The sequence below is a fragment of the Escherichia sp. SCLE84 genome, assembly GCF_012584495.1.
Lineage (GTDB): Bacteria > Pseudomonadota > Gammaproteobacteria > Enterobacterales > Enterobacteriaceae > ECMA0423.
Window position 1 is genome coordinate 1768667 of record NZ_CP051430.1, and the last position, 24626, is coordinate 1793292.

The following is a 24626-nucleotide window of genomic DNA, read 5'->3' on the forward strand; positions in this document are numbered from 1 at the left end:
TTGTATAAAGGAGACGTTATGCAGGATTTAATATCCCAGGTTGAAGATTTAGCGGGTATTGAGATCGATCACACCACCTCGATGGTGATGATTTTCGGTATTATTTTTCTGACCGCCGTCGTGGTGCATATTATTTTGCATTGGGTGGTACTGCGGACCTTCGAAAAACGTGCCATCGCCAGTTCACGGCTTTGGTTGCAAATCATTACCCAGAATAAACTCTTCCACCGTTTAGCTTTTACCCTGCAGGGGATTATCGTCAATATTCAGGCGGTATTCTGGCTGCAAAAAGGCACCGAAGCGGCAGATATTCTGACTACCTGCGCGCAGTTGTGGATCATGATGTATGCGCTGCTTTCAGTCTTCTCGTTGCTGGATGTTATTTTGAATCTGGCGCAGAAATTCCCGGCGGCATCTCAGTTACCGCTGAAAGGGATATTTCAGGGGATTAAACTGATCGGCGCAATCCTGGTCGGCATTTTGATGATCTCGCTGCTGATTGGTCAGTCACCAGCGATTCTGATCAGCGGTCTTGGTGCAATGGCTGCCGTGCTGATGTTGGTTTTTAAAGATCCGATTCTTGGTCTGGTGGCAGGTATTCAGCTTTCCGCGAACGATATGCTGAAACTGGGCGACTGGCTGGAGATGCCGAAATACGGCGCGGATGGCGCGGTGATCGATATTGGGTTAACCACCGTCAAAGTGCGTAACTGGGACAATACCATTACCACTATTCCCACCTGGTCTCTGGTTTCTGACTCCTTTAAAAACTGGAGCGGGATGTCAGCATCTGGCGGGCGACGTATTAAGCGCAGTATCAGTATTGATGTCACCAGTATTCGTTTTCTTGATGAAGACGAAATGCAACGTCTGAATAAAGCGCACTTGTTAAAACCTTATTTAACCAGCCGCCATCAGGAAATTAATGAGTGGAATCGCCAGCAAGGTTCTACGGAGTCGATATTAAACCTGCGCCGAATGACCAATATTGGAACCTTTCGTGCCTATCTGAACGAATATCTGCGTAACCATCCGCGGATTCGTAAAGATATGACCTTAATGGTACGCCAACTGGCTCCAGGTGATAACGGTTTACCGCTCGAGATCTACGCGTTTACTAACACCGTGGTGTGGCTGGAATATGAAAGCATTCAGGCTGATATATTCGATCACATATTTGCGATTGTCGAAGAGTTTGGTCTGCGACTTCATCAGTCGCCAACCGGCAATGATATTCGCTCTCTGGCGGGTGCATTTAAGCAGTAATTAAAAAAACCGCTCTCATCGAATGGATGAGAGCGGACATCGTTTTGTCGGATGTAGCGTGAATGCCTTATTTCCGACGCAGCGTTTTAAATGCCACAAACAGGAATACAATCCACACCGGCAGCAGGATCGCTGACAAGCGCATATCATCCATCGTGCACATCAGCAGCAAAATCATGCCGAGGAAGGCAATGCAAAGATAGTTGCCGAACGGATAGAGCAGCGCCTTAAACTGTGTTTCACGCCCCTGACGTCGCATCGCTGCACGAAAACGCAGATGCGCCAGACAGATCATAATCCAGTTCAACAGCAGCGTTGCTACCACCAGCGCCATCAGCAGACCAAACGCTTTTTGCGGCAGCAGATAGTTGATTAATACCACCAGCGAAGTGATCGCTCCGGAAAGCATCAGCGAGTTAATCGGCACACCGCGACGGCTGACGCGAGTCAAAAACTTCGGCGCATTACCCTGCACAGAAAGGCCAAACAGCATGCGGCTGTTAGAGTAAACCCCGCTGTTATACACTGACAGCGATGCTACCAGAATGACGAAGTTCAGCGCAGAAGCTACCACGTTGCTGTCGAGATTATGGAAAATCATCACAAACGGGCTACTGTTGGATTTCACTTCCACCCACGGATAGAGCGCCAGTAAAACCACCAGTGAACCGATGTAAAACAGCAGGATGCGATACACCACCTGATTTACCGCTTTTGGAATGCTTTTTTCCGGATCGCGCGCTTCAGCGGCAGTAATCCCAATCAGCTCCAGACCGCCGAAGGAGAACATAATTACCGCCAGCGACAAAATCAGCCCATTCCAGCCGGTGGCAAAGAAACCACCGTAGCGCCAGAGGTTGTCGATACTGGCTTTCTCGCCGCCGTGACCAGAAAACAGCAGCCACAGGCCAAAGCCGATCATACCGATGATCGCCAGCACTTTAATCAGCGCAAACCAGAACTCGGTTTCACCATATAAGCGCACGTTCACCAGGTTAACGGCGTTGATGATAATAAAGAAGGCGGCAGCCCAAATCCACGTTGGAACATCCGGGAACCAGTACTGCATATAGATGCCCGCAGCGGTCAGCTCTGCCATTCCCACCAGCACGAACATTACCCAGTAGTTCCAGCCAGAGAGGAAGCCCGCAAACGGTCCCCAGTATTTATAGGCAAAGTGGGCAAATGAACCGGATACCGGCTCTTCGACCACCATCTCGCCAAGCTGGCGCATAATCAGGAAAGCGATGATCCCGGCGACGCCGTAGCCCAGCAATACAGCCGGACCCGCCATCTGAATCGCCGGACCAATGCCAAGAAACAGACCAGTACCAATTGCGCCACCCAGCGCAATCAGTTGAATATGACGGTTATGTAATCCGCGATGAAGCGTCGGCTCTTGATTCGACGCAGTATCTTCCGATACGGTTGACGCGTTTTTCACGCCTTTCCCCTGTGTGTCTTTTTTGTTGAGGGGCACCTTTTAACATTTAGTGCCCATCGTCGCAAGACACAATCCACACGGTTAAACGGGGTATCCTGCTTTTATTTCCGTACCCGATGTCGGTGCAGCCACATCAGCTTATACGCCGCCGGGATAATAAACAGCGACAGCAAAGGTGCGGTGATCATGCCGCCAATCATCGGTGCGGCAATCCGGCTCATCACCTCTGAACCAGCCCCCGTTCCCCACAGAATCGGCAGCAGACCGGCGATAATCACCGCCACCGTCATCGCTTTCGGGCGCACGCGCAGTACCGCGCCGTGATACAACGCCTCATCCAGCTTCTGCTCACTGAATGTTTGCGGATTATTCAACGACGGCTCGGCCTCTATGGCGTGACGTAAATACATCAGCATCACCACGCCAAATTCGGCGGCGACCCCGGCAAGGGCAATAAAGCCAGTACCCGTCGCCACAGAAAGATGAAAGCCCATCCACCACAGCAACCAGATGCCGCCCACCAGCGCAAACGGTACGCTGCTGATAATCAGCAACGCTTCGCCCACCCGACGGAATGCCAGATACAACAGCACGAAGATAATCATCAACGTCATCGGCACCATGAGTTTAAGCTTATGGTTGGCGCGCTCCAGTAGCTCGAACTGCCCGGAGAATGCCACGCTGGTGCCCGGTTTTAACTGCACTTTTTCAGCTATCGCTTTTTGCAAATCGTGAACCACCGACACCATGTCACGATCGCGGGCATCGATATAAATCCAGCTCGTCGGGCGCGCATTCTCGGTTTTCAGCATTGACGGTCCGGTAGAGACTTTAATGTCGGCCACGTCTGCCAGGGTGATTTGCTGCTTCATCGGCGTCAGAATCGGCAGCTGGCACAGTGCCTGCGGACTATCGCGCCAGCTTTGCGGATAACGCAGATTAATTGGATAACGGGCAATTCCTTCCACCGTTTCGCCAACCATCGCCCCGCCCACCGTAGAAGTCACAAACAACTGCACATCCGCCACCGTCATACCGTAACGCGCGGCTTTTTCACGGTTAATCTCAACGTTGATATAGCGCCCACCTTCCAGACGCTCGGCAAGCGCAGAAGCCACGCCTGGTACCGTTCGTGCCACCTCTTCAATTTGCTCCGCCATCGCGTCGATATCCGCCAGCACAGTGCCGGAAACTTTAATTCCGATGGGGCTTTTAATGCCAGTCGAGAGCATATCGATACGGTTACGAATTGGCGGCACCCACAGATTCGCCAGCCCCGGCAGACGCACGGTGTTATCCAGTTCCTCAATGATTTTGTCCATCGTCATGCCTGGCCGCCACTGCTCCTGCGGCTTAAGCTGGATGGTCGTTTCTACCATCTCCAGCGGAGCAGAATCGGTGGCGGTTTCCGCTTTCCCGGTTTTCCCAAATACCCGCGCCACTTCAGGTACGCTCATAATTAGCTTGTCGGTTTTTTGCAACATACTCGCCGCCTCTGCTGCGGAAATCCCCGGCAGCGTCGATGGCATATACAACAAGTCGCCTTCATTGATCTGCGGTAAAAATTCCCCGCCAACTTTATTGAGCGGCCAGAGAACCGTCAGCACCGAAAGCGCCGCCACCAGCAGCGTGGTTTTCGGCCAGTGCAGTACTTTCAGCAACAGCGGATGATAAACACGAATCAAAAAGCGATTGAGCGGGTTACTGCTTTCCGGCGGAATTTTGCCACGGATCCAGTACCCCATCAGGATAGGGATCACTACGATCGCCAGCAGCGCCGCGCCCGCCATCGCATAGGTTTTAGTGAACGCCAACGGGCCAAACAGACGCCCTTCCTGCCCTTCCAGGGTGAAGATCGGGATAAACGACAACGTGATAATCAGCAGACTGATAAATAGCGCCGGACCCACTTCAACAGATGCATCGGTGATCACCTGCCAGCGCGTTTTATTATCCAGCGTGGCGTCAGGATGCTGGTGCTGCCACTCTTCCAGCCGTTTATGTGCATTTTCGATCATGACGATAGCGGCATCGACCATCGCCCCGACGGCAATCGCAATGCCGCCCAACGACATAATATTGGCATTCAGTCCCTGGAAGTGCATGACAATAAAAGCAATACACAACCCCAGCGGCAACGAAATAATCGCCACCAGCGCCGAGCGCACATGCCAGAGAAACAGCGCACAGACTACCGCCACCACAATAAACTCTTCCAGCAACTTGCCGCTGAGGTTGTCGATGGCGCGGTCAATGAGCTGGCTGCGATCGTATGTTGTAACTATCTCCACGCCTTCCGGCAGACTACTTTTCAGCGTTTCCAGTTTGTCCTTCACGGCGGCGATCACTTCTCGGGCGTTTTTGCCGGATCGCAGGATCACCACCCCGCCCGCCACTTCACCTTCGCCATTCAGTTCGGCAATGCCCCGGCGCATCTCCGGGCCAATCTGGACCTTCGCAACATCACGCAGATAAACGGGCACGCCATTTTCACTGGCTTTTAAAACGATGTGATTAAAGTCGTCGAGCGTTTGCAGATAGCCGCTGGCGCGCACCATATATTCCGCTTCCGCCAGTTCGATCGACGAACCGCCCGCTTCCTGGTTTGAAGCATCCAGCGCGCTTTTTACTTCGGCGAGACTGATGCCATACTGCGCCAGGCGCTGGGGATCGATAACCACCTGATACTCTTTCACCACACCGCCCACCGACGCCACTTCCGCAACGTCAGGGATGGTTTTCAGCTCATATTTGAGAAACCAGTCCTGCAATGAGCGTAAATCGGCCAGATCGTGCTTACCGCTGCGATCCACCAGTGCATATTCATAGATCCAGCCAACACCCGTGGCATCTGGTCCCAGCTCGGCGCTGACTCCCGCAGGCAGCTTACCCTGTACCTGGTTGAGGTACTCCAGCACCCGCGAACGCGCCCAGTACGGATCGGTGCCATCTTCGAAAATGACATACACATAAGAGTCGCCAAACTGTGAGAAACCGCGCACAGTCTTCGCGCCAGGCACCGACAACATGGTGGTGGTTAGCGGATAAGTCACCTGATTTTCAACGATTTGTGGTGCCTGACCGGGATAGCTGGTTTTAATAATAACCTGCACATCGGAGAGATCCGGCAGCGCATCCACTGGCGTATTAATGATGGTCCAGGTGCCCCAGATGCTCAGAAACAACGCGCCCATCAGCACCAAAAAACGGTTCGCCACCGAGCGACGAATAATCCATTCAATCATTGGTTATTCCCTCAATGCGCATGGGTAGCACTTTCAGAGCGCATCCGCTCCAGTGCGCCAGAAATATTGGCTTCGGAATCAATCAGGAACAGGCCGCTGGAAACCACCTTTTCACCTTCCGCCAGACCAGAGCGTAATGCGGTGACGCCTTGCGATGCCTGGAAAACAGCAACGCGTTTCGGTACAAAGCGCCCGTCGGCATCAACGGTAATCACCCGCTGTTCGCTGCCGGTATCAATCAGCGCTTGTGACGGAATGAGCAGCATCGGTTCGCTGGCGGTGTTGAGTTGCAACCAGGCGTTCATGCCCGGTTTTAGCGCCTCGTCGGCGTTGTCGACTTCCAGACGCAGCTGCAGCGTGCGGGTCGCGGCATCCACGCCAGGTAGCAGCGTCCATTTGCGGATGGTGAGTGTTTTATCCGGTCGCGCCGGAACGGTGAGGGTAAACTGCGAGGCATCTTTCACCAGCCAGGCGATGGACTCCGGGATCGCAGCAGTGACCCACACCGGGTCCATACCCTGAATTTTCGCGACCACGTTATCTTTGGCGATATTCATTCCCGCGCGCAGATCAAACGCGGTGATCACGCCATCAATGGGCGCTTTGAGCGTAAAGCGAGTCTGGATTTTTTGCGTGGCGATCAGGCGGCGAATATCCGCCTCCGGCATTCCCGCCAGTCGCAGCCGCTCAAGAATGCCTTCAGTCTGGGTCGCCGTACCGCCGGTTTCGCGCAGCAGTAAATACTCAGTCTGCGCTTCCACCCAGTCAGGAATGGTCAGGTCGAGAAGCGGTGTGCCCTTTTGTACTTTATCGCCCACGGTAAGCGGATACACCTTGTCGATAAACCCGGCAGCGCGAGCCTGCACAATGGCATACTGATACTCGTTGTAACTGACATTCGCCGGGAAACTCTGGGCAAAAGTCAGCGGTCCGCGCGTGACGGTAGCCGTTTTCACCCCCAGATTCTGCGTCTGAGTCGGGTCAATGCGCACACCAGACGCAGAACTCTCTTCATCGGCATATTTCGGCACCAGATCCATATCCATAAACGGCGATTTACCTGGTTTATCGAACCGCGTATTGGGATACATCGGGTCGTACCAGAATAAGATTTTACGTTCTGCGGTCGACGTTTTTTCTGCAGGCGGTTCCGCCTTTGCAACCCAGGTAAAACCTGCCGCAGAAATAATACCGCCCGCGATCATGCTGCCGATAATAAGCGCGATTTTTTTCATCTCATTAAACCTGGGTTACTGGCTGACTTTAATATCCTGTAATAAAGAAAGGTTGCCCTGCTGGACAAAATTAAACGCCACTTTGTCGCCAGTTTTAATTTCACTCATTTTCGTCTGCGGAGTGATGGTAAAGCGCATGGTCATCTCCGGCCAGTTCACGGCAGCAATCGGATCGTGATGGATGGTGATTTTTTTGCTTTCCAGATCAATACCCTTTACCACGCCAGTGGCGCTAATAACCTGCGGTTGTACTTCGCTCATGGTTTCATGATGATGTTCGTTAGCCTGGGCATTAAAGCCAATAACGGTAAACAGACTGAACATTGCGACTTGCAGTGCTTTTTTCATTTATTCTCTCCTGGAGTTAAAAGTCATACTCTAAATAATTCGAGTTGCAGGAAGGCGACAAGCGAGTGAATCCCCAGGAGCTTACATAAGTAAGTGACTGGGGTGAGCGAACGCAGACGCAGCACATGCAACTTGAAGTATGACGAGTATATTGCTGTCAACCGCCACCTAAGGCGGTATACAAAGAAATTTCGTTAACCTGACGGGCATAATTCAGATCAAGTAAAGTTTGTCGGGTTGCAAATAAAGAACGCTCGGCATCCAGCACTTCCAGATAACTTACTGCGCCGTGCTGATATAATGCCCGCGCCCGTTGCAAAGTAATTTGCAGCGATGCCAGATAACGCTGCTGGGCGCTAATTTGATCGTTCAGGCTTTGACGTAATGCCAGCGCATCTGCCACTTCTTTAAAGGCGTTCTGGATTTTCTGTTCATAATTCACCACCGACTGCTGCTGGCGAATTTCGGCGATATCCAGATTGGCCTGGTTGCGTCCGGCATTAAAAATGGGGATCTCAATTTTGGGTATAAAATTCCACATCCCGCTGCTGGCGTTAAATAATGACGATAGATCGCTACTGGCGGTCGATATTCCGCTGGTCAGGCTTATAGACGGAAAAAATGCCGCGCGTGCAGCGCCAATATTGGCATTAGCCGCCATTAACGCGTGTTCAGCTTCCATAATATCCGGGCGCTGCAATAAGATTTGCGACGACAATCCCGCCGGTAATTTAACGCTTTGCAGGCTGTCGCTGTTTACTGTCTGCGCTTGCGGCAGCTTGCCGTAGCTTCCCAGCAACAGTTGCAATGCATTATTCGCCTGCGCCAGTTCCCCCTGACGTTTAGCGATGTCGCTGCGGGTACTTTCTATCACCCCGCGAGCCTGTTCCAGCGCCAGAACATTACTGCTACCTGTCAACAGTTGTTTTTCGACAAACGCATATGACTGCTGATAATTACGCAGCGTTTCTTCGGCTATTTGCAATTGCGCATACGCCAGTTGCTGATTGAAATAGCTTTGCGCGACATTAGAAACCAGCAGAATATGCACCGCGCGCTGAGCTTCCTCAGTGGCTAAATAATTTTGTCGCTCGGCTTCGCTCATGTTCTTTAAGCGACCGAAAAAATCGAGGTCAAAGCTGGCGTTAAGGCCGGTCGAAAACTCCCGTGTCGTGGCGGTATTCCCTTTAAGATTACCGCTCCAGCTGCCGCTGCCCTCGCCATTGAGCTGTGGGTAGCGGTCGGCATCGGTCAGACGATATTGCGCCCGTGCCTCCTGCACTTTCAGCGTCGCCATGCGCAAATCCCGATTATTCACCAGCGCCTCGCTAATCAGCGTCTTCACCTGATTATCAACAAAAAAGGTGCGCCAGCCCGCGTTCTGATATTTATCTGCTGCGTTAACCAGGCCGTTCTGGCTGAGTGAGAACTGCTGCGGCACGGGCATTGCCGGACGCTGATAATCCGGTGCCAGTGAACAACCGGTTAGCGCAAGGACCACACAAAATGGCAGAAGTTTACAAGGAGACATAGGCTCATAATTTCTGGTGATTTTATGCCGCCAACTTTACTCGCCAGGCTCTGATTTTCCGGTGACAGAAAAATGACAAAATTGTCATTTTGCCAATAAGCGATTGCCATCTGATCCCGCTACTCTAGAATTGCCCGGGCAACATGCGGAGGAAATATGAAACTGTTGATTGTCGAAGATGAAAAGAAAACCGGAGAATACTTGACCAAAGGGTTAACCGAAGCCGGTTTTGTGGTCGATTTGGCCGACAACGGGTTGAATGGCTACCATCTGGCGATGACCGGTGATTATGATCTGATAATCCTCGATATTATGCTGCCGGACGTGAACGGCTGGGATATCGTGCGCATGTTGCGTTCCGCCAATAAAGGGATGCCGATTCTGTTGCTTACCGCGCTTGGCACCATTGAACATCGCGTCAAGGGGCTGGAGTTGGGGGCGGATGACTATCTGGTGAAGCCGTTCGCTTTTGCTGAACTGCTGGCGCGGGTGCGCACTCTCCTGCGGCGCGGGGCGGCGGTGATTATCGAAAGTCAGTTTCAGGTTGCCGATCTGATGGTCGATCTCGTCAGCCGCAAAGTCACCCGCAGCGGCACGCGCATCACTCTGACCAGTAAAGAGTTTACTCTGCTGGAGTTTTTCCTCCGCCATCAGGGCGAAGTGCTGCCCCGCTCGCTTATCGCCTCGCAGGTGTGGGACATGAATTTCGACAGCGACACTAACGCCATTGATGTAGCGGTGAAGCGGCTGCGCGGCAAAATCGACAACGACTTTGAGCCGAAGCTAATTCAGACCGTGCGCGGCGTGGGCTACATGCTTGAGGTGCCGGATGGTCAGTAAGCCATTTCAGCGCCCGTTTTCGCTGGCAACCCGCCTGACCTTTTTTATCAGCCTGGCCACCATCGCGGCGTTTTTCGCCTTTGCATGGATCATGATCCACTCAGTAAAAGTGCATTTTGCCGAGCAGGATATTAATGATTTAAAAGAGATTAGCGCCACGCTTGAACGGGTACTTAATCACCCTGACGAAACGCAAGCCCGACGCTTAATGACGCTGGAAGATATCGTCAGTGGTTATTCCAACGTGTTGATTTCCCTGGCAGATAGCCACGGCAAAACGGTGTATCACTCCCCCGGTGCGCCTGATATCCGCGAGTTTGCACGTGATGCCATACCCGATAAAGACGCGCGGGGTGGCGAGGTGTATCTCCTTTCCGGCCCGACGATTATGATGCCAGGCCACGGTCACGGGCATATGGAACACAGCAACTGGCGGATGATTAACTTGTCGGTTGGCCCGTTGGTGGACGGCAAACCGATTTATACGCTCTACATCGCGCTTTCGATCGATTTTCATCTTCATTACATAAATGATTTGATGAATAAACTTATTATGACCGCATCGGTAATCAGCATCCTGATCGTCTTTATCGTACTGTTGGCGGTACATAAAGGTCACGCGCCGATCCGCAGCGTCAGCCGTCAAATCCAGAATATCACCTCGAAAGATCTCGACGTTCGCCTTGACCCGCAGACCGTGCCCATTGAGCTGGAACAGCTGGTACTGTCGTTCAACCATATGATCGAGCGTATTGAGGATGTCTTTACCCGCCAGTCCAATTTCTCAGCGGATATCGCTCACGAAATTCGCACGCCGATTACCAATCTCATCACGCAAACGGAAATCGCCCTCAGCCAGTCTCGCAGCCAGAAGGAGCTGGAAGATGTGCTCTACTCTAATCTCGAAGAGCTGACGCGAATGGCGAAAATGGTCAGCGATATGCTGTTTCTCGCTCAGGCCGATAACAACCAGCTAATCCCCGAAAAGAAAATGCTCAACCTGGCGGATGAAGTCGGCAAAGTGTTCGATTTTTTCGAGGCGTTAGCGGAAGATCGCGGCGTGGAGTTGCGATTTGTTGGCGACGAATGTCAGGTTGCGGGCGATCCGCTGATGCTGCGTCGGGCGTTAAGCAACCTGCTTTCTAATGCCCTGCGTTATACGCCGCCCGGAGAGGCAATTGTAGTGCGCTGCCAGACGGTCGATCACCAGGTGCAAGTTACCGTCGAAAACCCCGGTACGCCCATTGCGCCCGAGCACTTACCGCGATTGTTTGACCGTTTCTACCGCGTTGACCCTTCCCGCCAGCGAAAAGGCGAAGGTAGCGGCATTGGGCTGGCGATAGTGAAATCGATTGTTGTCGCGCATAAAGGCACGGTTGCAGTAACGTCAGATGCGCGGGGGACAAGGTTTGTGATTATGCTGCCGGAGAGAGAGTGATTATTAAGTTCAAATTCAGGGCGTGGTGCATCACCTCCTGGTATTGTTGATCAACAAATTAGAGAAAAACTTATTAAACATATGAAATATCGAAGGCTTTTATTTTTCAAAGTTTCACGAGATGTTTGTATATGAAACTTAGTTAAATCTGTGTTTCTTCCAATTGTAGATCACAATGCCCTTTCTAAATTTTCATCGTTATAAACAAGCCATCTATCATATAAAGCAATGAATAATTTAATCGCGATTAATCATCATTAATTGTTATATTATTCACTCAATCTATTTATCAAGTGAATTTGATAAATTCCTAATTTAAAATATCCACTATTGAGCCAGTATTTAACAACGTTAAGATGTGCAATGTGCAGATCATGTTATCAGGGTGGAGCGGTAGCATATATTTCTTATGCAATCATTCATTTTAATAATGTTAATTGGATTATTTATTGCTGTGAATAAAAATATATTATGAATATTGGTTTAACTTTACGTTTTTGTTACTCGTTGTGATATGCGTACCTGTCCTGAATAACGCCAAGAAACAAGAGGTTGAGCTTGTGATTATTTTTTTGACTGAACAGACACCCGTTTCTGTAAAGTAATATTTAAACAAAATTCTCACATAACCATAGCATTTTCTGTTCCTTCCCTAATAACGTCTGAAGTCGTCCCGCTTATCACATTATCCGCAGTTGTACGGTACGGATCATTATTCATTTTACTGGAGGTTGCTATGTCAACCGGATTACGTTTCACACTGGAAGTGGACGGCCTGCCGCCGGACGCTTTTGCGGTGGTTTCCTTTCATCTGAACCAGTCACTCTCTTCGCTCTTTTCCCTCGATCTCTCCCTGGTCAGCCAGCAGTTTCTCTCCCTTGAATTTGCGCAGGTGCTGGACAAAATGGCCTACCTGACGATATGGCAGGGCGATGACGTACAGCGCCGGGTGAAAGGCGTGGTGACCTGGTTTGAACTCGGGGAGAACGACAAAAACCAGATGCTGTACAGCATGAAGGTGCACCCGCCGCTGTGGCGTGCCGGTCTGCGCCAGAACTTCCGTATCTTCCAGAACGAGGACATCAAAAGCATCCTCGGCACGATGTTGCAGGAAAACGGGGTGACCGAATGGAGTCCGCTGTTCAGCGAGCCGCATCCTTCCCGTGAGTTTTGTGTCCAGTACGGTGAGACTGATTACGATTTCCTGTGCCGGATGGCGGCGGAGGAAGGCATCTTCTTTTATGAGGAGCATGCTTACAAAAGTACCGACCAGAGCCTGGTGCTGTGCGACACAGTCCGCCATCTGCCCGAATCTTTTGAAATCCCCTGGAATCCGAACACCCGTACCGAGGTGAGCACCCTCTGCATCAGCCAGTTCCGCTACAGCGCACAAATCCGCCCTTCTTCCGTGGTGACCAAAGACTACACCTTTAAACGCCCCGGCTGGGCCGGACGTTTTGAACAGGAAGGCCAGCACCAGGACTACCAGCGCACGCAGTATGAAGTGTATGACTACCCCGGACGTTTCAAGAGCGCCCACGGGCAGAACTTTGCCCGCTGGCAGATGGACGGCTGGCGAAACAACGCAGAAACCGCGCGGGGAATGAGCCGCTCGCCGGAGATATGGCCGGGACGGCGAATTGTGCTGACGGGGCATCCGCAGGCGAACCTGAACCGGGAATGGCAGGTGGTGGCAAGTGAACTGCACGGCGAACAGCCACAGGCGGTGCCAGGACGGCAGGGAGCGGGGACGGCGCTGGAGAACCATTTTGCGGTGATCCCGGCAGACAGAACATGGCGACCACAGCCGTTGCTGAAACCGCTGGTCGACGGCCCGCAGAGCGCTGTCGTGACAGGACCGGCAGGCGAGGAAATCTTCTGCGACGAACATGGTCGCGTGCGGGTGAAGTTCAACTGGGACCGTTATAACCCGGCAGACCAAGACAGTTCGTGCTGGATCCGTGTGGCACAGGCGTGGGCAGGCACCGGTTTTGGCCACCTGGCGATACCGCGTGTGGGTCAGGAGGTGATTGTAGACTTCCTCAACGGCAATCCGGACCAGCCGATCATTATGGGGCGCACCTACCACCAGGAAAACCGCACCCCCGGCAGCCTGCCGGGAACAAAGACGCAGATGACCATCCGCTCCAAAACGTACATGGGCAGCGGATTTAATGAGCTGAAGTTTGATGATGCGACAGGGAGAGAACAGGTCTACATCCACGCGCAGAAGAACATGGATACCGAAGTGCTCAACGACCGTACCACCACCGTAAAACACGATCATCGCGAAACCGTAAAAAATGACCAGACGGTCACGATCCAGGAAGGTAACCGCCTTCTTACGGTGGAAAAAGGCCACAAGATCACCGGAGTACTGAAAGGGTCTTTATCTGAGGATGTCTTTCAGGACAGAGGCACGATTGCCGGTTCGGTGCATGTTGACGCTGTAAACAATGGTGGCGAAGGCGACGGTATACAGGCTTATACGGCGATTAAGGAAATTTTGCTGGCCGTGGAGGAAAGCAAAATTGCGCTGACGCCGGATGGCATTCAGCTACAGGTCGGGGAATCGACGGTAATCAGGCTGTCGAAGGATGGCATCACCATCGTGGGCGGTTCTGTTTTCATCAACTAATTCACTCAGATTATCAGGGAGTATTTTATGCAGTTCACTTTTAATGAAGGCCACATTCAACTGCCGTCTCAATGGCAGGATCAGTCAATGCAGGTCCTGGTGTCCACAGATAACAGTGGCATCAACCTGGTCATTACCCGCGAAGCCGTTCCACAGGGAACTCTGACACCCGAACTGTACCAGGAAACGCTGGCGCTGTACCAGGGCAAACTTGATGGGTACACCGAACATGCCTGCCGGGAAATCACTCTGGCAGAGGCCCCGGCCTGGCTGCTGGATTATTCCTGGAACGGTCCGGAAGATGAGGGGAACCAGGGACGGATTGACCAGATAGCCGTATTCCAGCGGCGTGGGGATACGCTGCTGACCTTCACTTTCAGCACCTCCTTATCCCTGAAGAACAGTCAAAAGACGATGCTGCTGGAGGTGATAAAGAGCTTCACCCCGTTGCCACCGGAGAATGACATCCAAAAGGACCAGCCGCGCTGACATAAACGAGGGATAACACATGAGTGAAGGACCAGGCGGGCCACAGGGAGCGACCGCAGGCGGTACGCTGGCAATGCGAATGCTGTCACAGCAGGCGATGGTCGCCAGTCAGATGAAACGGGCAGCCAACGACAAAGCCATTGCACAGATGCTGGCAGCAAAGAAGTCCGGCCCACCTGCCGCCAGGCAGGGCGATGAAATTCAGCATAAAAGTTTTCTGGGGGCACTGGCAGGGGCCGTGCTGGGGGCGATAGTGACCATCGCAGAAGGTTGCCTGATTATGGCCGCCTGCGCCACCGGCCCTTATGCGCTGGTTCTGGTGCCTGCGCTGATGTATGCCAGCTATAAGGCGAGTGATTATGTGGAGGAGAAACAGAACCAGCTTGAATCATGGATAAACAGCTTTTGTGACACGGACGGCGCCATCAATACCGGTTCTGAAAACGTAAAAATTAACGGCGAGCTGGCCGCACGTGCAGCGGTCACCCTTCCCCCTCCTCCCCCACCTGGAGCAATACCTGAAGTCCCACAGGGGGAACCCTCATGGGGTGATATTGCCACTGACCTGCTTGAATCGGCAGCGGAAAAAGCAGTACCACTGGCGAAGGCCTGGGGGAACGCTGTTATCACCCTGACGGACAGCAATGCCGGTTTTATGGATCGCGTCAGCGCCGGCGCATCGCTTCTGTTTCCCGCCGGTCCGGTATTAATGGAGTTTGCCACCATGGTGGGCGGGCGTGGCGAAATCAAAAAAGAGGTGGATTTCCCGGAAGCCGGTGAGGACTCGGCGCTCTGCGACAAGGAGAACAAACCACCGAGGATAGCCCAGGGCAGCAGCAACGTCTTTATCAACAATCAGCCTGCCGCGCGCAAGGGCGACAAACTGGAGTGCAGCGCGGCAATCGTGGAAGGTTCGCCGGACGTCTTTATTGGCGGTGAGCAGGTCACCTATCTGGATATCCAGCCGGAGTTCCCGCCATGGCAGAGAATGATCCTGGGAGGAATAACGATAGCCAGCTATCTTCTGCCGCCAGCGGGACTGCTGGGAAAACTGAAGAATCTGGCGAGACTCGGCAAACTGGGAAACCTGCTGGGGAAAAGCGGGAAGCTGCTGGGCGCAAAGCTCGGCGCGTTGCTGGGGAAAACAGGTAAGTCGTTAAAAAGTATTGCCAATAAAGTCATCAGATGGGTAACAGATCCTGTCGATCCGGTAACCGGCGCATACTGCGACGAACGTACCGACTTCACCCTTGGCCAGACCCTCCCCCTCTCCTTCACCCGTTTCCACAGTTCTGTACTGCCACTGCATGGCCTGACGGGCGTGGGCTGGAGCGACTCCTGGAGCGAATACGCCTGGGTGCGTGAACAGGGAAACCGGGTGGATATCATCAGCCAGGGAGCCACGCTGAGATTTGCCTTCGACGGTGACAGTGATACGGCGGTTAACCCGTATCACGCCCAGTACATTCTGCGCCGCCGCGATGATTACCTGGAGCTGTTCGACAGGGATGCCCTGAGCAGCCGCTTCTTTTATGACGCCTTTCCGGGAATGCGCCTGCGCCACCCGGTGACTGACGATACCGACGATGACCGTCTGGCACACAGCCCCGCAGACCGGATGTACATGCTGGGCGGGATGAGCGACACCGCCAGCAACCGCATCACGTTTGAGCGCGACAGCCAGTACCGGATCACAGGTGTCAGTCACACCGACGGGATCCGGCTTAAACTGACGTACCATGCCAGCGGCTACCTGAAAGCCATTCACCGCACGGATAACGGCATACAGACGCTGGCGACCTACGAACAGGATGCGCGGGGGCGGCTGACCGAAGCGGATGCGCGGCTGGACTACCACCTGTTTTATGAGTACGACGCTGCGGACCGGATCATCCGCTGGTCCGATAACGACCAGACGTGGAGCCGTTTCACCTACGATGAACAGGGCCGGTGCGTGACCGTCACCGGGGCGGAGGGCTATTACAACGCCACGCTGGACTATGGTGACGGCTGCACCACCCTGACGGACGGCAAGGGCACTCACCGTTATTACTATGATCCTGACGGCAATATTCTGCGGGAAGCAGCGCCGGACGGCAGCACCACCACGTATGAATGGGATGAATTCCATCACCTGCTGGCCCGCCACTCCCCTGCCGGGCGGGTGGAGAAGTTTGAATACAACGCCGCACACGGTCAGTTAAGCCGTTATACGGCGGCAGACAGCGCGGAGTGGCAGTACCGCTATGATGAGCGCGGCCTGCTCAGCAACATCACCGACCCAGCCGGGCAGACGTGGACACAGCAGTGTGATGAACGCGGCCTGCCGGTAAGTCTGGTGTCGCCACAGGGCGAAGAGACCCGGCTGGCGTACACGCCGCAGGGGCTGCTGTCGGGGATATTCCGCCAGGATGAACGGCGTCTGGGCATAGAGTACGACCACCACAACCGGCCGGAAACACTCACCGACGTGATGGGCCGTGAACACCACACCGAATACAGTGGTCACGACCTGCCGGTGAAGATGCGCGGCCCCGGCGGTCAGTCAGTGCGGTTACAGTGGCAGCAGCACCATAAACTGAGCGGCATTGAACGTGCTGGAACCGGTGCGGAAGGATTTCGCTATGACCGCCACGGCAACCTGCTGGCGTACACGGACGGCAATGGTGTTGTCTGGACAATGGAGTACGGCCCGTTCGATTTGCCGGTGGCGCGAACGGACGGTGAAGGCCACCGCTGGCAGTACCGCTACGATAAAGACACGCTGCAACTGACAGAAGTCATCAATCCGCAGGGCGAGTCATACCGTTATATTCTGGACAACTGTGGACGGGTGACGGAAGAGCGTGACTGGGGCGGCGTGGTCTGGCGTTACCGCTATGACGCCGATGGCCTGTGTACCGCCAGGGTTAACGGCCTGGAGGAAACCATCCTCTACAGCCGGGATGCCGCAGGCCGCCTGGCAGAGGTCATCACGCCGGAAGGCAAAACACAGTATGCGTATGACAAATCCGGCAGGCTGACGGGTATCTTCAGCCCGGACGGCACATCACAGCGCACCGGCTACGACGAACGCGGGCGGGTGAATGTCACCACTCAGGGCCGACGGGCCATTGAATACCACTACCCCGACGAACACACCGTCATCCGCTGTATCCTGCCACCGGAAGATGAACGCGACAGACACCCCGATGAATCCCTGCTGAAAACCACGTACCGCTACAACGCCGCCGGAGAACTGACGGAGGTCATTCTGCCGGGGGATGAGACGCTGACGTTCAGCCGTGATGAGGCGGGACGTGAAGTGCTCCGGCACAGTAACCGGGGTTTTGCCTGTGAACAGGGCTGGAATGCAGCCGGTCAGCCTGTCAGCCAGCGCGCCGGATTTTTTCCGGAAGAAGCCACATGGAGCGGGCTGGTTCCGTCACTGGTACGGGAGTACCGTTACGACAGCGCGGGTAATGTGTCGGCTGTCACCAGCCGGGAAGACTACGGACGGGAAACACGGCGGGAGTACCGGCTGGACCGGAACGGCCAGGTCACGGCGGTGACAGCCTCAGGCACCGGGCTGGGCTATGGCGAAGGCGATGAGTCCTATGGCTATGACAGTTGTGGCTACCTGAAGGCGCAGTCTGCGGGCAGGCACCGGATAAGTGAAGAGACTGACCAGTATGCCGGAGGCCACCGGCTGAAACAGGCCGGAAACACGCAGTATGACTATGACGCCGCAGGCCGGATGGTCAGCCGGACAAAACACCGTGACGGCTATCGCCCGGAAACAGAGCGGTTCCGGTGGGACAGCCGTGACCAGCTGACCGGGTATTGCAGCGCACAGGGTGAGCTGTGGGAATACCGCCACGACGCCAGCGGCAGACGAACAGAGAAACGCTGCGACCGGAAGAAAATCCGCTTCACGTATCTGTGGGACGGCGACAGTATTGCGGAAATCCGGGAATACCGCGATGATAAACTGTACAGCGTACGGCACCTGGTGTTTAACGGCTTTGAGCTGATAAGCCAGCAGTTCAGCCGGGTACGGCAGCCGCATCCGTCCGTCGCCCCGCTGTGGGTGACGCGGACGAATCATGCGGTGAGCGACCTGACGGGCCGTCCGCTGATGCTCTTTAACAGTGAAGGTAAAACCGTCTGGCGACCGGGGCAGACCAGCCTGTGGGGGCTGGCACTCAGCCTGCCCGCAGACACCGGCTACCCGGACCCGCGCGGGGAACTGGACCCGGAAGCCGCCCCCGGCCTGCTGTATGCGGGACAGTGGCAGGATACGGAATCCGGGCTGTGCTATAACCGGTTCCGGTATTACGAGCCGGAAACCGGGATGTACCTGGTGAGTGATCCACTGGGGTTGCAGGGGGGTGAGCAGACTTACCGGTATGTGCCTAATCCTCTGGGTTGGATTGACCAGTATGGACTTGCTGGTTGCCCCAGAGCTCTGGCAAGGGCAATGAAACGGGCTAACAGAAACCTAGCTAAGAGTGCCGGATACATGAATCGAGCTTGGTATAAATTCAAAGGTTCTGCCGCCCATCATATTGTTGCCTGGGATGACCCCCGTGCTTTAGGCGCAAGAAAAATTCTGGAAAAATATGGTATACACATTGATTCCGCAGAAAATGGAATATTTTTGAAACATGTAGATCCAAACTCTCTTCAGCCAGGGTCTTATCATCGTGTTATTCATACGAACAAATATTATGCTGATGTTGAGGGACGACTCGCAGACGCAGCTAAGGCTAATGGGAAACAAGGTGTTCTTGATGAGTTAGATGCTATCAGGGATGACCTGCTTTTTAATAGACTAATTTATTAATAAGGGCATAGTAATGAATGTTTATTTAATTCGGCATGATGTGGACAACTTCAAGTTTTACTTGCAAGACGAGAGTGATTTTTTTTCAGTTGCTGCTTTTGATTTTTGTGGAGAGTCTCTATTTAATGGATGGAAACCATACAAAATAGAGCTATTTAAAGGAAAAACTAAAGCTGAGAGATCATTAAAAGGCGATTTTAATTCATCATGTTTTAGCTCAGGATTATTATACGTCGAACATTCTCTCGCAGATGTATTATCTCGTCAGGTAAATAATATTGAGTTGTTAAAAGTAATCACCAGTGATGATCGTGATTTTTATTATGCAAACGTGGTAGGAAAAATACCAGCCTTACATTATAACAACAGACAAGAGCTACAAATTATGAGTAGAACACAAGAATATAAATTCAATAACTCCATAAATGAAATGTTAATATTCCGTGATGAAATATTACCTTCAAACTATTTTGTTACAGATCGTTTTGTGGATATTTTTCAGAATTATTTTCGCGGGGTAATTTTTAAAAAAGTTGGTGAGATATAACTTAATGCATTGAACATCTAACCCGTACCGCTATGACCGCCACGGCAACCTGCTGGCCTGGACGGACGGCAACGGCGTTGACTGGACGATGGAATACGGCCCGTTCGATTTGCCGGTGGCGCGAACGGACGGTGAAGGCCACCGCTGGCAGTACCGCTACGATAAAGACACGCTGCAACTGACAGAAGTCATTAACCTGCAGGGCGAATCATACCTTTATGTTCTGGATAACTGTGGCCGGGTGACGGAAGAGCATGACTGGGGCGGCGTGGTCTGGCGTTACCGCTATGACGCCGATGGCCTGTGTACCGCCAGGGTTAACGGCCTGGAGGAAACTATCCTCTACAGCCGGGACGCCGCAGGCCGCCTGGCAGAAATCATCACGCCGGAAGGCAAAACGCAGTATGCGTATGACAAATCCGGCAGGCTGACGGGTATCTTCAGCCCGGACGGTACATCACAGCGCACCGGCTATGATGAACGCGGGCGGGTGAATGTCACCACTCAGGGCCGACGGGCCATTGAATACCACTACCCCGATGAACACACCGTCATCCGCTGTATCCTGCCACCGGAAGATGAACGCGACAGACACCCCGGTGAATCCCTGCTGAAAACCACGTACCGCTACAACGCCGCCGGAGAACTGACGGAGGTTATCCTGCCGGGGGATGAGACGCTGACGTTCAGCCGTGATGAGGCAGGACGTGAAGTGCTCCGGCACAGTAACCGGGGTTTTGCCTGTGAACAGGGCTGGAATGCAGCCGGTCAGCCTGTCAGTCAGCGCGCCGGTTTTTTCCCGGAAGAAGCCACATGGGGCGGGCTGGTTCCGTCACTGGCGCGGGAGTACCGTTACGACAGCGCGGGTAATGTGTCAGGCGTCACCAGCCGGGAAGATTACGGACGGGAAACCCGGCGGGAATACCGGCTGGACCGGAACGGCCAGGTCACGGCGGTGACAGCCTCAGGCACCGGGCTGGGCTATGGCGAAGGCGACGAGACTTATGGCTATGACAGCTGCGGCTACCTGAAGGCGCAGTCTGCGGGCAGGCACCGGATAAGTGAAGAGACTGACCAGTATGCCGGAGGCCACCGGCTGAAACAGGCCGGAAACACGCAGTATGACTATGACGCCGCAGGCCGGATGGTCAGCCGGACAAAACACCGTGACGGCTACCGCCCGGAAACAGAGCGGTTCCGGTGGGACAGCCGGGACCAGCTGACCGGGTATTGCAGCGCACAGGGGGAGCTGTGGGAATACCGCCACGACGCCAGCGGCAGACGAACAGAGAAACGCTGCGACCGGAAGAAAATCCGCTTCACGTACCTGTGGGACGGCGACAGTATTGCGGAAATCCGGGAATACCGCGATGATGAACTGTACAGCGTACGGCACCTGGTGTTTAACGGCTTTGAGCTGATAAGCCAGCAGTTCAGCCGGGTACGGCAGCCGCACCCGTCCGTGGCCCCGCAGTGGGTGACGCGGACGAATCATGCGGTGAGCGACCTGACGGGCCGTCCGCTGATGCTCTTTAACAGTGAAGGTAAAACCGTCTGGCGACCGGGCAGACCAGCCTGTGGGGGCTGGCACTCAGCCTGCCCGCAGACACCGGCTACCCGGACCCGCGCGGGGAACTGGACCCGGAAGCCGACCCCGGCCTGCTGTATGCGGGGCAGTGGCGGGATGCGGAATCGGGGCTGTGCTATAACCGGTTCCGGTATTACGAGCCGGAGAGCGGGATGTACCTGGTGAGTGATCCACTGGGGTTGCAGGGAGGGGAGCAGACTTACCGGTATGTGCCGAATCCTTTAAGATGGATAGATCCCTTAGGATTAAATAAAGGAGCTTCATTATCTAAAATGATGAATAGCTCCAGTGATCTCATGGGGTTGAGAAGGCAGCCCCAGAACTTCTGGCGGCTATATCGCGGAAAAGACATTTAATAATAGCATTACCAGGCTCAGATGAATTCAGAATGCTTGAACATTTTGGAGCCGAAGCTTCGGTATTAGACATGACGATTATTGTTCGTTCAAATCCGAGTAAAGCCGCTATTCTTGAAGAGTTTTTACATGGTACACAAGAGAAACTAGGAATAGCTGAAAAATTAGGACGTTATGGACTAGGGAGTGCAGAAACGCACGTTAAGGATTTCATGATAAGACACAAAAAATGCTTGGGTTATCTGATGAGGATGTAGCAATACTCAAAATATTGAAAGACAAGGGGTTGTGATGAATATAATTCTGCCGATAAAAGATATATTTATTATTGCGGGAAACATAGTTTTTAGCGTTTTATACAATGAACATCTTGAGTTCCCATGCCGCTGCCAATTTCTATCTTCAAATTCTGAAGTTATGCAAGAGTTATATATTGAAAAAGAGTTATTTATTAAACGCACTACGGAAAATGATTGTCGTGCTTTAGTGTTAAGAGGAACATTGGAATACTTATTTGATGAAATTATTGCTGGCGAGTGTGCATTGGCCTTATTACAAAAAGAAATAAAAAAAGATTAATCCAATATGTAGAACGGGACAATACCCATCTTTTAACAATGAACTTCGTAATTTTTATCTTAGAAATAATGCTACATTATATGAGGTATATCATGAGGTAAAAAATGTTAACAAGGGAGTTGGCCTGGTGGGAGATAATGGTATCGTCCTGGTAATTAGAAGTTCCAATTCCAAAAATACACTTGAGGAATTTCATGAATTCTTTGGAAACTTCAAACCTAATAATTCAACAGCTCGAGTTGAAGTGATTGATCAATCCGTTTTAGAACCTTTTTGGAGATTTTAAAAATATGATCACCAAATCAAGTATACTCATAGAGTATAAAGATAAAAGTAAACTAACCGATAGTATTTATAAGTTTGTAAATGCTCTAGACATTGACTTTTCGATATTAAAATATGACTACTTTGATGTAAATGAGTATAAAAAAACATTACTTATGACACATCTTTTATTGACAAAGATGCAGAATATATTGAATTACTAGCGAAGATTGATTTTTCTTATGAAGTTGATTTCGGCACATCAACAACATCGATTGAAAGCAAGTATCTTCCATCTCTAACTGATTTCATCGCTCAATCACTATCACAACAATTAAATTGTGACATAATAACCAGCTTTAAACCATTAAGTGGAGATGAGTTTTGCCCAATAACATATTTTTCAAAAGGTAAAGAAGTTATCAATTTTACGACATTTAATTCAAATTGTTGGGATGGGGTATGCTGGGTAAAAAAAAGGAGGCAAACAAATATCCGCTAACGTAGTTTTTCAATAGCTACACCATGTCACGTAACATGATGCCTGGATATTAACCAAGGAAAGATCATCAGAAGTTCACTTTTTGTACTAAATAATTAGCATTTTATGTTTAAAAATTGAGATATTCCTTATTACCTGAAGCTGTTTTTTATTGCTTATACATGATCAAATACTCCTTACATAATTAAGGAGAACAAAATGGAACTTAAAAAATTGATGGAACATATTTCTATTATCCCCGATTACAGACAAGCCTGGAAAGTGGAACATAAATTATCGGATATTCTATTGTTGACTATTTGTGCCGTTATTTCTGGTGCAGAAAGTTGGGAAGATATAGAGGATTTCGGGGAAACACATCTCGATTTCTTGAAGCAATATGGTGATTTTGAAAATGGTATTCCTGTTCACGATACTATTGCCAGAGTTGTATCCTGTATCAGTCCTGCAAAATTTCATGAGTGCTTTATTAACTGGATGCGTGACTGCCATTCTTCAGATGATAAAGACGTCATTGCAATTGATGGAAAAACGCTCCGGCACTCTTATGACAAGAGTCGCCGCAGGGGAGCGATTCATGTCATTAGTGCGTTCTCAACAATGCACAGTCTGGTCATCGGACAGATCAAGACGGATGAGAAATCTAATGAGATTACAGCTATCCCAGAACTTCTTAACATGCTGGATATTAAAGGAAAAATCATCACAACTGATGCGATGGGTTGCCAGAAAGATATTGCAGAGAAGATACAAAAACAGGGAGGTGATTATTTATTCGCGGTAAAAGGAAACCAGGGGCGGCTAAATAAAGCCTTTGAGGAAAAATTTCCGCTGAAAGAATTAAATAATCCAGAGCATGACAGTTACGCAATCAGTGAAAAGAGTCACGGCAGAGAAGAAATCCGTCTTCATATTGTTTGCGATGTCCCTGATGAACTTATTGATTTCACGTTTGAATGGAAAGGTCTGAAGAAATTATGCGTGGCAGTCTCCTTTCGGTCAATAATAGCAGAACAAAAGAAAGAGCCCGAAATGATGGTCAGATATTATATCAGTTCTGCTGATTTAACCGCAGAGAAGTTCGCCACAGCAATCCGAAACCACTGGCACGTGGAGAATAAGCTGCACTGGCGTCTGGACGTGGTAATGAATGAAGACGACTGCAAAATAAGAAGAGGAAACGCCGCAGAATTATTTTCAGGGATACGGCACATCGCTATTAATATTTTAACGAATGATAAGGTATTCAAGGCAGGGTTAAGACGTAAGATGCGAAAAGCAGCCATGGACAGAAACTATCTCGCGTCAGTCCTTGCGGGGAGCGGGCTTTCGTAATCTTGCCCTGCCTGCTCACCTCCTCCAGGCACTTCCACTACATTATGACCTGCTCGGTGCCACCGCTCCTTTTCACTATGACGTTAACCTCCCCTCCTTGACACCATGCTTTTGTCTACATTCTACGCAAACGGCAACTTTTATAACCAGTGTAAA

The 24626-nt window shown here is 51.8% G+C and carries 15 protein-coding genes and 1 pseudogene; 11 read left to right on the forward strand and 5 right to left on the reverse strand.

Annotated elements, in window-relative coordinates:
* Positions 1–18 precede the first annotated feature (18 nt).
* Complete coding sequence (ybdG, locus tag HGD79_RS08800; RefSeq protein ID WP_001153146.1) at positions 19–1266, forward strand: mechanosensitive ion channel YbdG; 1248 nt, start codon at positions 19–21, stop codon at positions 1264–1266.
* A gap of 67 nt (positions 1267–1333) precedes the next feature.
* Here ybdG and pheP read toward each other — a convergent pair whose 3' ends face one another.
* From pheP to cusC, 5 genes are all read right to left on the reverse strand, one after another.
* A complete protein-coding gene (pheP, locus tag HGD79_RS08805) occupies positions 1334–2710 on the reverse strand; it encodes a phenylalanine transporter (RefSeq protein WP_000786320.1) in 1377 nt (458 codons plus the stop codon).
* Positions 2711–2811: 101 nt separating this feature from the next.
* A complete protein-coding gene (cusA, locus tag HGD79_RS08810; protein WP_168848362.1) occupies positions 2812–5955 on the reverse strand; it encodes a Cu(+)/Ag(+) efflux RND transporter permease subunit CusA in 3144 nt (1047 codons plus the stop codon).
* 11 nt (positions 5956–5966) lie between these two features.
* Complete coding sequence (gene cusB / locus HGD79_RS08815) at positions 5967–7190, reverse strand: Cu(+)/Ag(+) efflux RND transporter periplasmic adaptor subunit CusB (RefSeq protein ID WP_000717162.1); 1224 nt, start codon at positions 7188–7190, stop codon at positions 5967–5969.
* A 15-nt stretch (positions 7191–7205) separates the two neighbouring features.
* Positions 7206–7538: a Cu(+)/Ag(+) efflux RND transporter periplasmic metallochaperone CusF gene (cusF, locus tag HGD79_RS08820; RefSeq protein WP_000709879.1), complete on the reverse strand. Its 333-nt coding sequence runs from the start codon at positions 7536–7538 to the stop codon at positions 7206–7208.
* A gap of 157 nt (positions 7539–7695) precedes the next feature.
* The gene (gene cusC / locus HGD79_RS08825) at positions 7696–9069 is read right to left on the reverse strand and encodes a Cu(+)/Ag(+) efflux RND transporter outer membrane channel CusC (protein ID WP_168848363.1); all 1374 of its coding nucleotides are present in this window, start codon (positions 9067–9069) and stop codon (positions 7696–7698) included.
* A 156-nt stretch (positions 9070–9225) separates the two neighbouring features.
* Between cusC and cusR the strand changes: the two genes are divergently transcribed.
* From cusR to HGD79_RS08880, 10 genes and pseudogenes are all read left to right on the forward strand, one after another.
* Complete coding sequence (gene cusR, locus HGD79_RS08830; protein ID WP_000770953.1) at positions 9226–9909, forward strand: copper response regulator transcription factor CusR; 684 nt, start codon at positions 9226–9228, stop codon at positions 9907–9909.
* Positions 9899–11347, forward strand: a complete 1449-nt coding sequence (cusS, locus tag HGD79_RS08835; RefSeq protein WP_000253805.1) for a Cu(+)/Ag(+) sensor histidine kinase CusS — start codon at positions 9899–9901, stop codon at positions 11345–11347. Before cusR ends, cusS begins: the two co-directional genes overlap by 11 nt.
* 736 nt (positions 11348–12083) lie before the next feature.
* Positions 12084–13985: a type VI secretion system tip protein VgrG gene (locus HGD79_RS08840; RefSeq protein ID WP_168848364.1), complete on the forward strand. Its 1902-nt coding sequence runs from the start codon at positions 12084–12086 to the stop codon at positions 13983–13985.
* 27 nt (positions 13986–14012) lie between these two features.
* The gene (locus HGD79_RS08845; protein WP_001561594.1) at positions 14013–14474 is read left to right on the forward strand and encodes a DcrB-related protein; all 462 of its coding nucleotides are present in this window, start codon (positions 14013–14015) and stop codon (positions 14472–14474) included.
* Between the two features lie 19 nt (positions 14475–14493).
* Positions 14494–19299 carry an RHS repeat-associated core domain-containing protein gene (locus tag HGD79_RS08850; protein ID WP_168848365.1) on the forward strand — a complete coding sequence of 1602 codons (4806 nt, stop codon included), beginning with the start codon at positions 14494–14496 and terminating at the stop codon, positions 19297–19299.
* Between the two features lie 13 nt (positions 19300–19312).
* Positions 19313–19846: a hypothetical protein gene (locus HGD79_RS08855; protein WP_001103753.1), complete on the forward strand. Its 534-nt coding sequence runs from the start codon at positions 19313–19315 to the stop codon at positions 19844–19846.
* Between the two features lie 25 nt (positions 19847–19871).
* Positions 19872–21790 (forward strand): annotated as a pseudogene (locus HGD79_RS26580) (RHS repeat domain-containing protein); the annotation flags it as partial.
* A gap of 32 nt (positions 21791–21822) precedes the next feature.
* Positions 21823–22047: a hypothetical protein gene (locus HGD79_RS08870; protein WP_241040720.1), complete on the forward strand. Its 225-nt coding sequence runs from the start codon at positions 21823–21825 to the stop codon at positions 22045–22047.
* 34 nt (positions 22048–22081) lie between these two features.
* Positions 22082–22369, forward strand: coding sequence for a hypothetical protein (locus HGD79_RS26585; protein WP_247653387.1), 288 nt, complete (start codon positions 22082–22084; stop codon positions 22367–22369).
* A gap of 964 nt (positions 22370–23333) precedes the next feature.
* Entirely contained in the window at positions 23334–24470 is a 1137-nt protein-coding gene (locus HGD79_RS08880) for an ISAs1-like element ISEc1 family transposase (protein ID WP_168848366.1), read from the forward strand.
* Positions 24471–24626 lie beyond the last annotated feature (156 nt).

Coding starts and splice junctions, on each gene's coding strand:
- ybdG (WP_001153146.1), top strand. CDS start 19: ATGCAGGATTTAATATCCCAGGTTGAAGATTTAGCGGGTATTGAGATC.
- cusA (WP_168848362.1), bottom strand. CDS start 5,955: ATGATTGAATGGATTATTCGTCGCTCGGTGGCGAACCGTTTTTTGGTG.
- cusB (WP_000717162.1), bottom strand. CDS start 7,190: ATGAAAAAAATCGCGCTTATTATCGGCAGCATGATCGCGGGCGGTATT.
- cusF (WP_000709879.1), bottom strand. CDS start 7,538: ATGAAAAAAGCACTGCAAGTCGCAATGTTCAGTCTGTTTACCGTTATT.
- cusC (WP_168848363.1), bottom strand. CDS start 9,069: ATGTCTCCTTGTAAACTTCTGCCATTTTGTGTGGTCCTTGCGCTAACC.
- cusR (WP_000770953.1), top strand. CDS start 9,226: ATGAAACTGTTGATTGTCGAAGATGAAAAGAAAACCGGAGAATACTTG.
- cusS (WP_000253805.1), top strand. CDS start 9,899: ATGGTCAGTAAGCCATTTCAGCGCCCGTTTTCGCTGGCAACCCGCCTG.
- HGD79_RS08840 (WP_168848364.1), top strand. CDS start 12,084: ATGTCAACCGGATTACGTTTCACACTGGAAGTGGACGGCCTGCCGCCG.
- HGD79_RS08845 (WP_001561594.1), top strand. CDS start 14,013: ATGCAGTTCACTTTTAATGAAGGCCACATTCAACTGCCGTCTCAATGG.
- HGD79_RS08850 (WP_168848365.1), top strand. CDS start 14,494: ATGAGTGAAGGACCAGGCGGGCCACAGGGAGCGACCGCAGGCGGTACG.
- HGD79_RS08855 (WP_001103753.1), top strand. CDS start 19,313: ATGAATGTTTATTTAATTCGGCATGATGTGGACAACTTCAAGTTTTAC.
- HGD79_RS08870 (WP_241040720.1), top strand. CDS start 21,823: ATGCTTGAACATTTTGGAGCCGAAGCTTCGGTATTAGACATGACGATT.
- HGD79_RS26585 (WP_247653387.1), top strand. CDS start 22,082: ATGAATATAATTCTGCCGATAAAAGATATATTTATTATTGCGGGAAAC.
- HGD79_RS08880 (WP_168848366.1), top strand. CDS start 23,334: ATGGAACTTAAAAAATTGATGGAACATATTTCTATTATCCCCGATTAC.